The organism is Achromobacter sp. Marseille-Q4962 (assembly GCF_943737005.1).
Lineage (GTDB): Bacteria > Pseudomonadota > Gammaproteobacteria > Burkholderiales > Burkholderiaceae_B > Achromobacter.
The window spans coordinates 16,660-30,054 of record NZ_CALSFU010000035.1 but is presented as its reverse complement, the minus strand read 5'-3'; the positions used below and the strand labels follow the sequence as shown (position 1 = coordinate 30,054).

The 13,395-nt window shown below is 66.3% G+C and carries 13 protein-coding genes; 8 read left to right on the top strand and 5 right to left on the bottom strand.

Annotated features, from left to right (window positions below):
* A partial coding sequence (locus tag NGJ44_RS21135) for an RBBP9/YdeN family alpha/beta hydrolase (protein ID WP_251865603.1) occupies positions 1 to 557 on the bottom strand: 557 nt, incomplete at its 3' end.
* Between the two features lie 236 nt (positions 558 to 793).
* Here NGJ44_RS21135 and NGJ44_RS21130 point away from each other — a divergent pair.
* Positions 794 to 1,921 (top strand): branched-chain amino acid ABC transporter substrate-binding protein, encoded by a 1,128-nt coding sequence (locus NGJ44_RS21130; protein WP_053246388.1) that lies wholly within the window; start codon positions 794 to 796, stop codon positions 1,919 to 1,921.
* A 118-nt stretch (positions 1,922 to 2,039) separates the two neighbouring features.
* On the opposite strand, the gene NGJ44_RS21125 is transcribed toward NGJ44_RS21130, so the two are convergent.
* The 4 genes from NGJ44_RS21125 to ugpB form a co-directional block, all read right to left on the bottom strand.
* A complete protein-coding gene (locus NGJ44_RS21125; RefSeq protein WP_053246389.1) occupies positions 2,040 to 3,128 on the bottom strand; it encodes a sn-glycerol-3-phosphate import ATP-binding protein UgpC in 1,089 nt (362 codons plus the stop codon).
* Positions 3,129 to 3,178: 50 nt separating this feature from the next.
* Positions 3,179 to 4,030 (bottom strand): sn-glycerol-3-phosphate ABC transporter permease UgpE, encoded by an 852-nt coding sequence (gene ugpE / locus NGJ44_RS21120; RefSeq protein ID WP_053246390.1) that lies wholly within the window; start codon positions 4,028 to 4,030, stop codon positions 3,179 to 3,181.
* A 21-nt stretch (positions 4,031 to 4,051) separates the two neighbouring features.
* Positions 4,052 to 4,933 (bottom strand): sn-glycerol-3-phosphate ABC transporter permease UgpA, encoded by an 882-nt coding sequence (gene ugpA, locus NGJ44_RS21115; RefSeq protein WP_053246391.1) that lies wholly within the window; start codon positions 4,931 to 4,933, stop codon positions 4,052 to 4,054.
* 220 nt (positions 4,934 to 5,153) lie between these two features.
* Positions 5,154 to 6,467 (bottom strand): sn-glycerol-3-phosphate ABC transporter substrate-binding protein UgpB, encoded by a 1,314-nt coding sequence (gene ugpB / locus NGJ44_RS21110; RefSeq protein ID WP_053246392.1) that lies wholly within the window; start codon positions 6,465 to 6,467, stop codon positions 5,154 to 5,156.
* A gap of 191 nt (positions 6,468 to 6,658) precedes the next feature.
* Between ugpB and proC the strand changes: the two genes are divergently transcribed.
* The 7 genes from proC to NGJ44_RS21075 all read left to right on the top strand — a co-directional run bounded on the left by proC (position 6,659) and on the right by NGJ44_RS21075 (position 13,334).
* The gene (gene proC, locus NGJ44_RS21105; protein ID WP_251865601.1) at positions 6,659 to 7,492 is read left to right on the top strand and encodes a pyrroline-5-carboxylate reductase; all 834 of its coding nucleotides are present in this window, start codon (positions 6,659 to 6,661) and stop codon (positions 7,490 to 7,492) included.
* A complete protein-coding gene (locus NGJ44_RS21100; RefSeq protein ID WP_251865599.1) occupies positions 7,489 to 8,043 on the top strand; it encodes a queuosine precursor transporter in 555 nt (184 codons plus the stop codon). Before proC ends, NGJ44_RS21100 begins: the two co-directional genes overlap by 4 nt.
* Before the next feature lie 353 nt (positions 8,044 to 8,396).
* Complete coding sequence (locus NGJ44_RS21095; protein ID WP_053245141.1) at positions 8,397 to 9,512, top strand: branched-chain amino acid ABC transporter substrate-binding protein; 1,116 nt, start codon at positions 8,397 to 8,399, stop codon at positions 9,510 to 9,512.
* Between the two features lie 189 nt (positions 9,513 to 9,701).
* Positions 9,702 to 10,628 carry a high-affinity branched-chain amino acid ABC transporter permease LivH gene (livH, locus tag NGJ44_RS21090; protein ID WP_053245142.1) on the top strand — a complete coding sequence of 309 codons (927 nt, stop codon included), beginning with the start codon at positions 9,702 to 9,704 and terminating at the stop codon, positions 10,626 to 10,628.
* A complete protein-coding gene (locus NGJ44_RS21085; RefSeq protein ID WP_251865597.1) occupies positions 10,628 to 11,869 on the top strand; it encodes a high-affinity branched-chain amino acid ABC transporter permease LivM in 1,242 nt (413 codons plus the stop codon). The genes livH and NGJ44_RS21085 overlap by 1 nt, the downstream gene beginning before the upstream one ends.
* The gene (gene livG / locus NGJ44_RS21080; protein WP_053245144.1) at positions 11,866 to 12,633 is read left to right on the top strand and encodes a high-affinity branched-chain amino acid ABC transporter ATP-binding protein LivG; all 768 of its coding nucleotides are present in this window, start codon (positions 11,866 to 11,868) and stop codon (positions 12,631 to 12,633) included. Before NGJ44_RS21085 ends, livG begins: the two co-directional genes overlap by 4 nt.
* Positions 12,633 to 13,334, top strand: coding sequence for an ABC transporter ATP-binding protein (locus tag NGJ44_RS21075; protein WP_251865608.1), 702 nt, complete (start codon positions 12,633 to 12,635; stop codon positions 13,332 to 13,334). Before livG ends, NGJ44_RS21075 begins: the two co-directional genes overlap by 1 nt.
* The last annotated feature ends 61 nt before the right edge of the window (positions 13,335 to 13,395 follow it).

The following is a 13,395-nucleotide window of genomic DNA, read 5'->3' as shown; positions in this document are numbered from 1 at the left end:
GGCGGGGGCGTTACGCGCCACGAGGCGCGGCGGCGCAGGGCGCCGAGCAGTTTCAGGCCGTCGGGCCATTGGCCCAGGCCGCTGTCGGCGTTGATGTGGCCGGCGCCGCGCAGGACGACGAGGCGGCTGCCCCAGTCCTGGGCGAAGCCGCGGGCGCGCGCGAGCGCGCAGTAGGGATCGTCGTCGCTGGCCACGACCACCGTCTGGAACGGCAGCGGCCGCCGCGCGATGGGCGCGAAGCCGCGCAGGCATTCGGGCGCGTCGGGCCGCTCGACGTCGGCCGGCGCCACCAGCAGCGCGCCGGCCACTTTGTGCCAGAGCGGCACGGGCAGCGCCGCGCTCACCAGACAGCCCAGGCTGTGGGCGATGAGCAGCGCCGGCGTGCGGGCGCGCTCCACTTCGGCCGCGAGCGTGGCGATCCATTCGGCGCAGACCGGATTTTCCCAGTCGCGCTGGCGTACGCGCACCGCCTGCGGCAGCATGGTTTCCCACTGCGATTGCCAGTGGCCGGGGCCGGAGTCTTTCCACCCGGGGACGATGATCGGTTGGAGTCTCATGGCGGCCATGATGCCGCGCCCGCCTAGTAACGCAAACGAATAAATCCTCTTTTGCATATGCGCGCGGCGGTATAAACGAAGGGCGCGCAGCCTTGCTGCGCCGCAGCGCGCGAGGGGCTCGCGCAGGCGCTGGAAACAAGGGGTTTCAGTGTATGCTTGCCGGGCAATATGCACCGCGGCGGGTCGCGCATGCGCGACCCGCCCAGAAGCCAACGAGATCATCAGAGGAGTCCATCATGAAGCCCGTATTTCGTCTGACCCCGGTCATCGCGGCCTTCGGCGTCGCCGCCGGCCTGGCGTTCGGCGCCGCCGCGCAGGCCCAGACCATCAAGATCGCCATCGTGGGCCCCACCACGGGCCCCGTCACGCAATATGGAGACATGGTGCGCGAGGGCGTGGACACGGCCGTGGAACGCATCAACGCGGCGGGCGGCGTCAATGGCAAGAAGCTGGAAACCGTCGTGATCGACGATGGCTGCGAGCCCAAGCAGGGCCCGGTGGCGGCCAACCGCGTCGTGAACTCCAAGATCGGCTTCGTGGTGGGCCACGTGTGCTCGGGCGCCACCATCGCCGCCGCCGACATCTACGACAACGAAGGCGTGGTCATGGTGACCCCGTCGGCCACCTCGCCCGCGCTCACCGACGGCAAGAACTATGAGTTCATCTTCCGCACCATCGGCCGCGACGACCAGCAAGGCCCGGCCGCCGCCAAGTTCGTGCTCGAGAAGATCAAGCCCAAGAAGGCCGCCGTGCTGCACGACAAGCAGTCGTACGGCCAGGGCATCGCCACCGCCGTCAAGAACGACCTGGAGAAAGGCGGCGTGAAGGTCGCGGTCTTCGAGGGCATCAACGCGGGCGACAGCGACTATTCCGCGGTCATCACCAAGCTCAAGAGCGAGGGCGTGGACTTCGTCTACTACGGCGGCTATCACCCCGAAATGGGCCTGCTGCTGCGCCAGGCGGCCGAGCAGGGCGTGAAGGCCAAGTGGATGGGGCCCGAGGGCGCGGGCAACCCCGACATCAACGCCATCGCGGGCGACGCGGTCGAGGGCATGCTGGTCACGCTGCCGGCCGACTTCACCCAGAACGCCGCCAACGCCGACATCGTCAAGGCCTTCCAGGCCAAGAAGCGCAATGCCGGCGGCGCCTTCCAGATGACGGCCTACACGGCCACGCAGGTCATCGCCGACGGCATCAAGGGCGCCGGCAGCGAAGATCCCGCCAAGGTCGCCAAGTACCTGCATGCCAATTCGTTCGACACCCCCATCGGCAAGGTGTCGTGGAACAAGCAGGGCGACCTGAACGACTTCAAGTTCGACGTGTTCGTGTGGCACAAGGACGGCAGCAAGTCCGTCTACAAGTAAGCAGCGGCGCCGCGCGTCCTCCCTCGGGGAGGGCGCGGCAAAAAGGCCCGGAAGGCGGCGACGCCTTCCGGGCCTTGTCGTTGCGCGGCCGGCGGACCGGCGGACGCGTGCGCCGCCGCTAGACGCCTTGCACGCGGCGGCCGGTATCGGCCTCGAACCAGTGCAGCGGATGGCGGCCGTCGGGGCCCACGTTGACCGTGGCGCCCACCTTGGCGGGCGATTCGCTGAGCTGGCGCGTGGTGCAGCGCACGACGAGCGCGGTCTTGCCGCAGCGGCAATGCACCAGCTGCTCGGAGCCCAGGGTTTCGACCATTTCCACCTCGGACGGCAGGCCCTGGGTGTTGAGCAGCATGTGCTCGGGCCGCATGCCCATGATGACCTTGCGGCCGCGCACCTGGGCGGGCACCTGCAGCGGCGAGATCTCCAGCGGCAGTCCGTCGGCGGTCTGCACCGTGCCGTCGCCGGCCACGTTCACGTCGATCAGGTTCATGGGCGGCGAGCCGATGAAGCCGGCCACGAAGGTGGAGGCGGGCTTTTCGAACACTTCCGTGGGCGTGCCGATCTGCTCGGGCACGCCCTGGTACATGACGACCATGCGATGAGCCAGGGTCATGGCCTCGACCTGGTCGTGCGTCACGTAGAGGCTGGTGGTGCCGAGCCTGCGGTGCAGCTTCATGATCTCCAGGCGCATCGCCACGCGCAGCTTGGCGTCCAGATTGGACAGCGGCTCGTCGAAGAGGAACACCTTGGGCTCGCGCACGATGGCGCGGCCCATGGCCACGCGCTGGCGCTGTCCGCCGGACAGCGCGCGCGGCCGGCGGTCGAGCAGGTGGCTCAGCTCCAGGATCTGGGCGGCCGCGTCCACGCGCTTCTTGATCTCGTCCTTGGAGAATTTGCGGATCTTCAGGCCGTACGCCATGTTCTCGAACACGGTCATGTGCGGATAGAGCGCATAGTTCTGGAACACCATCGCGATGTCGCGCTCGGCCGGCTCAAGGTTGTTGACGACCTGATCGCCGATGAGAATCTCGCCGCTGGTCACGGTTTCGAGCCCGGCGACCATGCGCATCAGCGTCGACTTGCCGCAGCCGGAGGGGCCGACGATGACGATGAACTCGCCATCCTTGACCTCCATGTCGATGCCGTGGATGACCGGCACGTTGCCGGCATAGGTTTTCTTGACGTTGCGAAAGCTGAGAGTAGCCATGGATTATTCGTAGTCGGAGTCGTGTTGGGTCGGGCGTCGGGCGGCGGGCGTCACTTTTCCGTGTCGACCAGGCCCTTCACGAACCATTTCTGCATCAGGATGACCACCAGCACGGGGGGAATCATGGCCAGCATGGCGGTGGCCATGGTGATGTTCCATTCGGTCACGCTGTCGCCGCCGGAAATCATGCGCTTGATGCCGATGACCACCGGGTACATGTCTTCCCGGGTGGTGATGAGCAGCGGCCACAGGTACTGGTTCCAGCCGTAGATGAACTGGATGACGAAGAGGGCGGCGATGCTGGTCTTGGACAGCGGCAGCAGCACGTCGCGGAAGAAGCGCACGGGGCCGGCCCCGTCGATGCGGGCCGCCTCGACCAGCTCGTCGGGCACCGTCAGGAAGAACTGGCGGAAGAGGAAGGTGGCGGTGGCCGAGGCGATGAGCGGCAGCGTCAGGCCGGCGTAGCTGTTGAGCATGCCCAGGTCGGCCACCACCTTGTAGGTGGGCGCGATGCGCACTTCCACCGGCAGCATCAGGGTGACGAAGATCATCCAGAAGAAGAACATGCGGCCGGGAAAGCGGAAATACACCACCGCGAAGGCCGACAGCATGGAAATGGCGATCTTGCCGATGGAAATGCACAGGGCCATGATCAGGCTCACGTACATCATGCGGCCCACGGGCGTGCCCGAGGAGCCGCCGCCGGAGCCGGCGAACAGCGCCTGCATGTAGTTGTCGAAGAAATGCTTGCCGGGAATCAGCGACATCGGCGCCGAGGCCACTTCCTGCGCGGTCTGGGTCGACGCGACGAAGGTGACGTACAGCGGAAATGCCACCAGCGCCACGCCGCAGAGCAGGATGGCATGGGCCAGGAAATCCAGCCAGGGACGGCGTTCAACCATGGTTTGTAGCCTCGAACGGAATCAATACTGCACTTTGCGGTCGATGTAGCGGAACTGCACGACCGTCAGGGCGATCACAATGAGCATCAGCACCACCGACTGGGCGGCCGACGAGCCGAGGTCCAGGCCGCGGAAGCCGTCGCTGTACACCTTGTAGACCAGGATGGACGTGGACGTGCCCGGGCCGCCCTGGGTCGTGGTGTCCACCACGGCGAAGGTGTCGAAGAATGCGTAGATGATGTTGACCACCAGCAGGAAGAAAGTGGTGGGCGACAGCAGCGGGAAGACGATGCTCCAGAAGCGCCGCGAGGGGCTGGCGCCGTCGATGGCGGCGGCCTCGATGAGCGAGCGCGGGATCGACTGCAGGCCGGCCAGGAAGAACAGGAAGTTGTATGAGATCTGCTTCCACACCGCCGCCACCAGGATCAGCAGCATGGCCTGGTTGCCGTCCAGGCGCGGGTTCCAGTTCACGCCCATGCGCTGCAGCGCCGTGGCCAGGATGCCGACCGAAGGCGAAAACAGGAACAGCCACAGCACGCCCACCACGGCCGGGGCCACGGCGTAGGGCCAGATCAGCAGCGTCTTGTAGAGCCCGGCGCCGCGGATGACGCGGTCGGCCATGACGGCCAGCAGCAGCGACACGGCCAGGCCCACGAAGGCGACCAGCGCGGAGAAGACGGCGGTCACGCGGAAGGAATCGAGATACGACTGCTGCGAGAACAGATCGACGAAATTGGCGAACCCGACGAACTCGGAGGAAAGCCCGAAGGCGTCTTCCAGGCGCATGGATTGCCACATGGCCTGGCCGGCGGGCAGGAAGAAAAAGACCACGGTGATGGCGATCTGCGGCAACAGCAGCAGATAGGGCAAGGTCTTGTGCCCGAATACTACGCGTTTTTCCATAGGGGAACCCAAGGGTCGAAAAACGGCGGCCGGGGATGACCGCCGCCTGGAACTGGCTCGCGTCCCTCGGGGGACGAAGCTTGCGCGCCGGCCATTGGCAGCACGATAGGCGCAACGGCCGAAAAACACCAGGGTCTGGGGCCGCGGCCGTCTGCGCGCGCCAGGCCCGGTCCGGCGCGAGCCGGAAGGGCGCTGGCGCCGGCGGGGCGCGCAAAGGGCGCTACTTTACACTTTTCTCGAACTTTTCCAGCAGCTCGTTGCCGCGCTTGACCATGTTCTCGGCGCCGTCCTTGGGCGAGACCTTGCCGGACACGATGCGTTCGATTTCCGCGTCCTCGATCTCGCGGATCTGCGGCAGGAAGCCCAGGCGCAGGCCGCGCGATTGCGCGGTGGTTTCCACGTTGAGCTGCTTCACGCCGACTTCGGTGCCGGGGTTCTTGTCATAGAAGCCCTGCTTCTTGGTCAGCTCGTAGGCGGCCTTGGTCACCGGGACGTAGCCGGTCTGCTGATGCCAGCGGGCGGCGATCTCGGGGCTGGACAGGAACTTGAAGAAGGCGGTCACGCCCTTGTAGACCTCGGGCTTCTTGTTGGCAAAAACCCACAGCGAAGCGCCGCCGATGATGGTGTTCTGCGGCGCGCCCTTCACATCGCCGTAGTAGGGCAGGGTGGAGGTGCCGAACTCGAACTTGGCGTTCTTCATGATGTTGGCGCGCAGGCCCGAGGAGCCGGTGATCATCGCGCACTTGCCGCTGATGAAGAGCGAGTTGGGCTCGTCGCCGCGGCCGCCGTACATGAAGATGCCTTCCTTGGCCAGCTTGGCCAGGTTTTCCAGGTGGCGGATGTGCAGCGGGGTGTTGATCGCCAGGCGGGCGTCCAGGCCGCCGAAGCCGTTGTCCTTGGTGGCGTAGGGCACGTTGTGCCAGGCCGAGAACGTCTCGAGCTGCACCCACGACGGCCAGGAGGTGGTGTAGCCGCATTCCTGGCCGGCGGCCTTGAGCTTCTGGCCGGCGGCGGCCAGTTCTTCCCAGGTCTTGGGCGGGGCCTCGGGATCCAGGCCGGCCTTCTTGAAGGCGTCCTTGTTGTAGTAGAAGACCACGGTGGAGCTGTTGAAGGGCATGGAAACCAGTTTGCCCTCGGGCGAGGAGTAGTAGCCCGCCACGGCGCCGATGAATTCCTTCGGGTCGATGGGGTTGCCGGCTTCTTCCGACATCTGCTGCACCGGCTTGATGGCGCCTTTGGCGTACATCATGGTGGCCGTGCCCACTTCGAAGACCTGGAGGATGTCCGGAGCGTTGCCGGCGCGGAACGCGGCGATGCCCGCATTCATCGACTCGCCGTAGTTGCCCTTGTAGACTGCCTTCACCTGGTAGTCCGGATTCTTCTTGTTGAACTCTTCGACCAGCGAATTCACGCGGTCGCCCAGCGCGCCTTCCATCGAGTGCCAGAACTGGATCTCGGTGGCGGCGTGGGCGGAAGCGCCCGCGAAGGCCGTCATGATGGCGGCGAAAGTCAAGGCAAGTCGATGGGATCGCATGGGGAAGGTCCTCCAGTTTTGCGTGGGCGCGCGCGGGGTCCGCGCGCGAAACACGACACCTTATGAATTGTTTGTGACAAAAACGTGACTTTTACATCACCTTCGGAACCTGTCAAATTGCGCGTTTCATGCGCGAACGAACATTTGAATGGCGATTCCCCCGGCAGATGGTCGGTTTACAATCTACCCCTATGAAAAACGAACTTTCGATTGCGTTCATCGGCGGCGGCAATATGGCCTCCGCGCTGGCAACCGGCCTGGCCGACAAAGTATGCCCCGCCCGCCACATCCATGTCATCGACATAAACCAGGAGGCCCATGCCGCCTGGCAGGCGCGGGGCATGTCGGCCGCGCTCGCGCCGGACGAAACGCTGGCCCGCAGCCGCGTGTGGATTTTTGCCGTCAAACCCCAAAACATGCGTGACGTTGTGGCGTCGGCGCGTCAATGGCTGCAGCCGGACACGCTGGTCATCAGCGTGGCGGCCGGCATCCGCGCCGACACCCTGGCGGCCTGGCTGGGCGCGCCCGGCGCGCCCTGGGGCAGGCTGGTGCGCTGCATGCCCAACACGCCGGCCCTGGTCGGCGCGGGCGTGACCGGGCTGGCGGCGCTGGACGGCGTGAGCGAGGCCGACCGCGCGCTGGCGGCGCAGCTGCTGGGCAGCGTGGGCCAGGTGGTGTGGGTCGACGGCGACGATGCGCTGGACGGCGTGACCGCGCTTTCGGGCAGCGGGCCCGCGTATGTGTTCCTGATCCTGGAGGCGCTGATCGCCGGCGGCCGGAAAGTCGGTCTGAGCGCCGAGCAGGCGCGGCAGCTCGCGCTGGGCACGCTGGCCGGCGCCACGCGGCTGGCCAGCGAATCCGACGAGCCGCCGTCGGTGCTGCGCGAGCGCGTCACGTCCAAGGGGGGCACCACGGCCGCCGCGCTCGCCGTGTTCCAGCAGGCCGGGCTGGCCGGCATCATTGAGCAAGGCATGCAAGCCGCGGCCCGGCGCTCGCGCGAGCTGGCCGAGGAATTCGGCAAATGAGCGGCAGCGCGCGCCGCTACGAGCCGATGCGGCCGGCGCAGTTCGCCGTGGCCGTCTGCTGCATGCTGCTGGTGGTGGTGGGGTCCAACATCCTGGTGCAGGTGCCGCTGAATGACTGGCTGACCTGGGGCGGGCTTTCCTATCCGGTGGCGTTTCTGGTCACCGACGTGCTGAACCGGCGCTTCGGGCCGGCGGCGGCGCGCCGCGTGGCCTGGTTCGGTTTCGCGGCCGCGCTGGCGGTGTCGGTGTGGGTAGCCTCGCCGCGCATCGCGCTGGCTTCCGGGCTGGCGTATATCTGCGCGCAGCTCGTGGACATCCACGTGTTCGACCGGCTGCGCGACCTGCGCTGGTGGCGCGCGCCGCTGGCCTCGGGCGTGCTGGGCGCCATCCTGGACACGGCGGTGTTCTTCAGCGTGGCCTTCGCGGCCACGGGCACGCCATGGCTGACCTGGATGCTGGGCGACCTCGGCGTCAAGCTCGCGGTCAACGTCAGCATGCTGGCGCCGTTCCGGGCGCTGATGTGGAACCTCGCCCGGCCTGCCAACGCCTGAGCGCGAGGCCGGCGGCGGGGCGCCCGCCGGCATTTTCCCGATAATGCGTAAGACCTGCGTAAGTCATCTAAATAAATATCGCGGGCCGCGCCGATTTTTATCACCGCAATAATGATTGCGATTCGCCGCCGCGCCAGTATTCATGCGGCTGGCGGCGCTATGCGTCACGTTTAAAGCGGCGCGCGCAAATATTGGGGATTACACGCAGTGACAGCCTGACGGCCAGCTTTCAGAATACCGCCCACATGTTTTAGCCCAAGAAGCCGGCAACGGACGACCAGGAACGCGAAGCACCCTTTCGGCGATTCCGCCTCCGACGAAGCCGCTCCAAAAACCCCGCTGGAGAACTCCGCATGAAGTTTCTGCCCCGCCTCACCCCGGTTGTCCTGGCCCTGGGGGCGCTTGCCCTGGCCGGTTCCGTGCACGCCGCCGATACGATCAAGATCGGCATTCCCCAGCCGATGACCGGGCCCAACACCCAGTACGGCGACCAGATCCAGGCCGGCGCGCTCACCGCGATCGAAACCATCAACGCCAAGGGCGGGGTCAAGGGCAAGAAGCTCGAGCCCATCCTCATCGACGACGGCTGCGAACCCAAGCAGGCCGTGCCGGCCGCCAACCGCGTGGTCAACTCCGGCGCCAAGTTCGCCGTGGCGCACGCCTGCTCGGGCGTGACCGTGCCCGCGGTCAACGTGTACGAGCAGGAGGGCATCGTCGCCATCACCCCGGGCGCGACCTCGCCGCTGGTCACCGACACCATCAAGCCGCATTTCTTCTTCCGCACCATCGGCCGCGACGACCAGCAGGGTCCGTTCGCCGCGCGCTACATCGCCAAGACGCTCAAGCCGAAGAAGGTCGCCGTGCTGCACGACAAGCAGACCTACGGCTCGGGCGTGGCCACCCAGGTCCGCGACACGCTCGCCAAGGAAGGCGTGAACGTGGCGATGTTCGAAGGCATCAACGTGGGCGACAGCGATTACTCCGCCGTCATCACCAAGCTCAAGTCGGCGGGCGTGGATCTGGTCTACTTCGGCGGCTACCACCCCGAGCTCGGCCTGCTGCTGCGCCAGTCGCGCGAACAGGGCCTGAACGTGCAGTTCATGGGCCCCGAAGGCACGGCCAACCAGGACCTGGTGGCCATCGCCGGCCCGGCCATCGACGGCCTGCTGGTCACGCTGCCGTCCGACTTCACCAAGCTGCCCGGCAACGAAGGCGTGGTGAAGGCCTTCAAGGACGCCAAGCGCGACCCCGACGGCGCCTTCCAGATGCCCGCCTACGCGGCGGTGCAGATCCTGGCCGACAGCATCAACGCGGTGGGAGAAGACCCCGCCAAGGTCGCCGACTACATGCACAAGACCGCCTTCAATACCGCCATCGGCAAGGTCGAGTACGACGCCAAGGGCGACCTGAAGGACTTCGAGTTCGCCGTCTTCAAATGGGACAAGAACGGCAAGAAGACCCAGCTGTAAACTCGCGATTTCGCCGGCCCTGGCCGGCGGCAGGGCCTGTCACCGTCGTACCGCCGTCATCCGCGTAGCGATGCGCCAAAAGCGCTGTGCGGCCGGCGGGGCGAAGGCGCCAGGCCCTTAGAATACGCCCAGGTTTCCGGCTCCGGGTCTTGTCGCACCGGGGCCGGAACCATTTGGAGCATAGAGAACATGTCCGACCTCATACCCCAACTCACCCAGCAATTCTTCAATGGATTGTCGCTGGGCGCGATCTACGCGCTGATCGCCATTGGCTACACAATGGTCTACGGCATCATCGGTATGATCAACTTCGCACACGGCGAGATCTACATGATCGGCGCCTACGTGGGCCTGGTGACGCTGACCGCCATCGGCACCAACAGCGGCCTGCCCATGCCTTTCATCGTCGCGGCCATGCTGGTGGTGGCCATCGTCGTCACCGGCGTCTACGGTTTCAGCGTGGAGCGCGTGGCCTACCGGCCCGTGCGCAACAGCCCGCGGCTGGTGGCGCTGATCTCCGCCATCGGGATGTCGATCTTCCTGCAGAACTGGGTCGCGCTGGGCCAGGGCGCGCGCGACATGGCGGTGCCTTCGCTGATCTCCGGCGCGGTGCAGTTTCACATGGGCTCCAAGTTCGACGTGACCGTGCCTTACTCGCGCATCATGATCATCGTCGTCACGGTGGTGCTCATGGTGGCGCTGACGCTGTTCATCAAATATTCGCGCATGGGGCGCGCCTCGCGGGCCTGCTCGCAGGACATGCACATGGCGAACCTGCTGGGCATCGACACCAACCGGGTCATTTCCTTCACCTTCGTGCTGGGCGCGATGCTGGCGGCGGTGGGCGGCGTGCTCATCGCTATCACCATCGGCAAGCTCAATCCCTTCATCGGCTTTCTGGCCGGCATCAAGGCGTTCACCGCCGCGGTGCTGGGCGGCATCGGCAGCATCCCCGGCGCCATGCTGGGCGGCGTGCTGCTGGGCCTGGCGGAAACGTTCGCGGCGGCCTACATCTCCTCGCAATACAAGGACATCGTGGCGTTCTCGCTGCTGGTGCTGATCCTGCTGTTCCGTCCGACCGGGCTGTTGGGCAAACCTGAGGTGGAAAAAGTCTGATGTCGAACCAGAACGTGAATCTCAAGAACGCCGTGATGGCCGCGGTGCTGACCGCCGTCATCGTCACGCCCGTCTTCGGCCTGCAGCTCATCCGGCAGGGCGCGCGCACCACCATGGAATCGAACTGGAAGCTGGTTGCGCTGGCCGCGGTCATCGTGTTCGTGTTCCAGCTCTTGCGGCCGTGGATCGCGCAGCCGTTCCGCAAGCTCAGGACCAGCCTGCCGGCGCTGCCGGCCGCGCCGACCAAGGGGCACAAGCCGCTGGCGCTGCTGCTGCTCGCCGTGGCCGTGATCTGGCCGTTTTTCGCCGGGCGCAGCTCGGTGGACATCGCCACCCTGGTCCTGATCTACGTCATGCTGGGGCTGGGCCTGAACATCGTGGTGGGCTTTGCAGGGCTGCTGGACCTGGGCTTCGTGGGCTTTTACGCCGTCGGCGCCTACACCTACGCCTTGCTGTACCACTGGGGCGGCTGGTCATTCTGGGAGGCGCTGCCGTTCTCGGGCGCCATGGCGGCCCTGTTCGGCTTCCTGCTGGGCTTTCCGGTGCTGCGCCTGCGCGGCGACTATCTTGCCATCGTGACGCTGGGCTTCGGCGAGATGATCCGCCTGCTGCTCATCAACCTCAACACGCTCACGGGCGGCCCGGACGGCATTTCCGGCATTCCGAAGCCCACGGTCTTCGGCCTCGAAATGGCGCGCCGCCCCAGCGCCGAGGGCGCCACCACGTTCCACGACTTTTTCGGCCTGACCTTCAACAACCAGCACATGGTGGTCTATCTGTACCTGATGGCCCTGGCCCTGGCCCTGGCGACGCTCTTCGTGTCCACGCGCCTGATCCGCATGCCGGTGGGGCGCGCCTGGGAAGCCCTGCGCGAAGACGAGATCGCCTGCCGCTCGCTGGGGTTGAACCCTACGCGCATCAAGCTCTCGGCCTTCACGCTGGGCGCCATGTTCGCCGGCTTTGGCGGCGCCTTTTTCGCGGCGCGCCAGGGCATGGTCAATCCCGAATCCTTCACCTTCATCGAGTCCGCGCTCATCCTGGCCATCGTGGTGCTGGGGGGCATGGGGTCGCAGGTCGGCGTCATCCTGGCGGCCGTGCTGCTGACCGTGCTGCCCGAGGTGGCGCGCGAATTCGCCGAATACCGCATGCTGATGTTCGGCCTGGTGATGGTGCTGATGATGATGTGGCGTCCGCAGGGGTTGTTGCCCATGAAGCGTCCCCACGTGGAGCTGACCAAATGAGCGAGGCATTGCTGAAAGTATCCGGACTGACCATGCGGTTCGGCGGCCTGCTGGCCGTGGACAGCGTGGCGTTCGACGTCAAGTCCGATGAGGTGTTCGCGATCATCGGCCCCAACGGCGCGGGCAAGACCACCGTGTTCAATTGCGTGGGCGGCTTCTATGCGCCCACGGCGGGCGAGATCGTCATGGACGGCAAGCCCATCACGGGCCTGCCCAGCCACAAGGTGGCGCGCCATGGACTGGTGCGCACTTTCCAGAACGTGCGGCTCTTCAAGCACCTCACGGTGCTGGAGAACCTGCTGGTGGCCCAGCACACGCAGGTGGAGTCGCGCCTGCTGCCGGGGCTGCTCAAGCTCAAGTCGTACCGCCAGGCCGAGGCCGACGCGCTGGCGCGCGCCGCGCAATGGCTGGATTTCATGGGCCTGCGCGAGTATGCCAACCGCGAGGCCGGCAACCTGGCCTACGGGCACCAGCGCAGGCTGGAGATCGCGCGCTGCATGATCACCAAGCCGCGCCTGCTCATGCTGGACGAGCCGGCCGCGGGCCTGAACCCGCAGGAAAAGCGCGACCTGCAGGCGCTGATCGACCAGCTGCGCCGCGAATTCGGCGTGGCGGTGCTGCTGATCGAACACGACATGAGCCTGATCATGGGCATTTCCGACCGCATCCTCGTCATGGAGCACGGCAAGCCCATCACTACCGGCACCCCCGAGCAGGTGCGCAACGACGAGCGCGTCATCAAGGCGTACCTGGGGGAGGAATGATGCTCAAGCTGGAAAACATCCATACCTACTACGGCGCGATCCAGGCCCTGAACGGGGTTTCGGTGGAAGTCAACAAAGGCGAGATCGTGACGCTCATCGGCGCCAACGGCGCCGGCAAGACCACGCTGCTCATGACGGTTTGCGGCAACCCGAGGGCGCGCGAAGGCGCCATCACCTTCGAGGGCGAGGACATCACCCGCAAGGACACGCACCACATCATGCGCAGCGGCATCGCCATCTCGCCCGAGGGGCGGCGCGTGTTCAAGGACCTGACGGTGGCCGAGAACCTGATGATGGGCGGGTTCTTTTCCGGGAGGGAAGAGATCCAGGCGGGCATCGAGCACGTATACGGGCTGTTTCCGCGCCTGAAAGAGCGGGCCTCGCAGCGCGCCGGCCTGATGTCCGGCGGCGAGCAGCAGATGCTCGCCATCGGCCGCGCCCTCATGACGCGGCCCCGGCTGCTGCTGCTGGACGAGCCCACGCTGGGCCTGGCGCCGCTGGTCATCGCGCAGATCTTCGACATCATCCGCGAGATCCGCGAGCAGGGCGTGACCGTGTTCCTGGTGGAGCAGAACGCCAACAAGGCCCTGCAAGTGGCCGACCGCGGCTACGTGCTGGAAAACGGCCGCGTGGTGCTGCAGGACACGGGCGCCAACCTGCTGGTCAACGACAAGGTGCGCAAAGCCTACCTGGGCGGCTGAACCGGAGCCCGGCTTTCCGGGGCGCAGGCCCCGGGGCCGCGCGGCGGACGTCGCGCCGGCG

What these genes read in the sequence shown, in the direction of transcription:
- NGJ44_RS21130 (WP_053246388.1), top strand. Translation starts at nt 794, where the DNA reads ATGAAGCCCGTATTTCGTCTGACCCCGGTCATCGCGGCCTTCGGCGTC.
- NGJ44_RS21125 (WP_053246389.1), bottom strand. Translation starts at nt 3,128, where the DNA reads ATGGCTACTCTCAGCTTTCGCAACGTCAAGAAAACCTATGCCGGCAAC.
- ugpE (WP_053246390.1), bottom strand. Translation starts at nt 4,030, where the DNA reads ATGGTTGAACGCCGTCCCTGGCTGGATTTCCTGGCCCATGCCATCCTG.
- ugpA (WP_053246391.1), bottom strand. Translation starts at nt 4,933, where the DNA reads ATGGAAAAACGCGTAGTATTCGGGCACAAGACCTTGCCCTATCTGCTG.
- ugpB (WP_053246392.1), bottom strand. Translation starts at nt 6,467, where the DNA reads ATGCGATCCCATCGACTTGCCTTGACTTTCGCCGCCATCATGACGGCC.
- proC (WP_251865601.1), top strand. Translation starts at nt 6,659, where the DNA reads ATGAAAAACGAACTTTCGATTGCGTTCATCGGCGGCGGCAATATGGCC.
- NGJ44_RS21100 (WP_251865599.1), top strand. Translation starts at nt 7,489, where the DNA reads ATGAGCGGCAGCGCGCGCCGCTACGAGCCGATGCGGCCGGCGCAGTTC.
- NGJ44_RS21095 (WP_053245141.1), top strand. Translation starts at nt 8,397, where the DNA reads ATGAAGTTTCTGCCCCGCCTCACCCCGGTTGTCCTGGCCCTGGGGGCG.
- livH (WP_053245142.1), top strand. Translation starts at nt 9,702, where the DNA reads ATGTCCGACCTCATACCCCAACTCACCCAGCAATTCTTCAATGGATTG.
- NGJ44_RS21085 (WP_251865597.1), top strand. Translation starts at nt 10,628, where the DNA reads ATGTCGAACCAGAACGTGAATCTCAAGAACGCCGTGATGGCCGCGGTG.
- livG (WP_053245144.1), top strand. Translation starts at nt 11,866, where the DNA reads ATGAGCGAGGCATTGCTGAAAGTATCCGGACTGACCATGCGGTTCGGC.
- NGJ44_RS21075 (WP_251865608.1), top strand. Translation starts at nt 12,633, where the DNA reads ATGCTCAAGCTGGAAAACATCCATACCTACTACGGCGCGATCCAGGCC.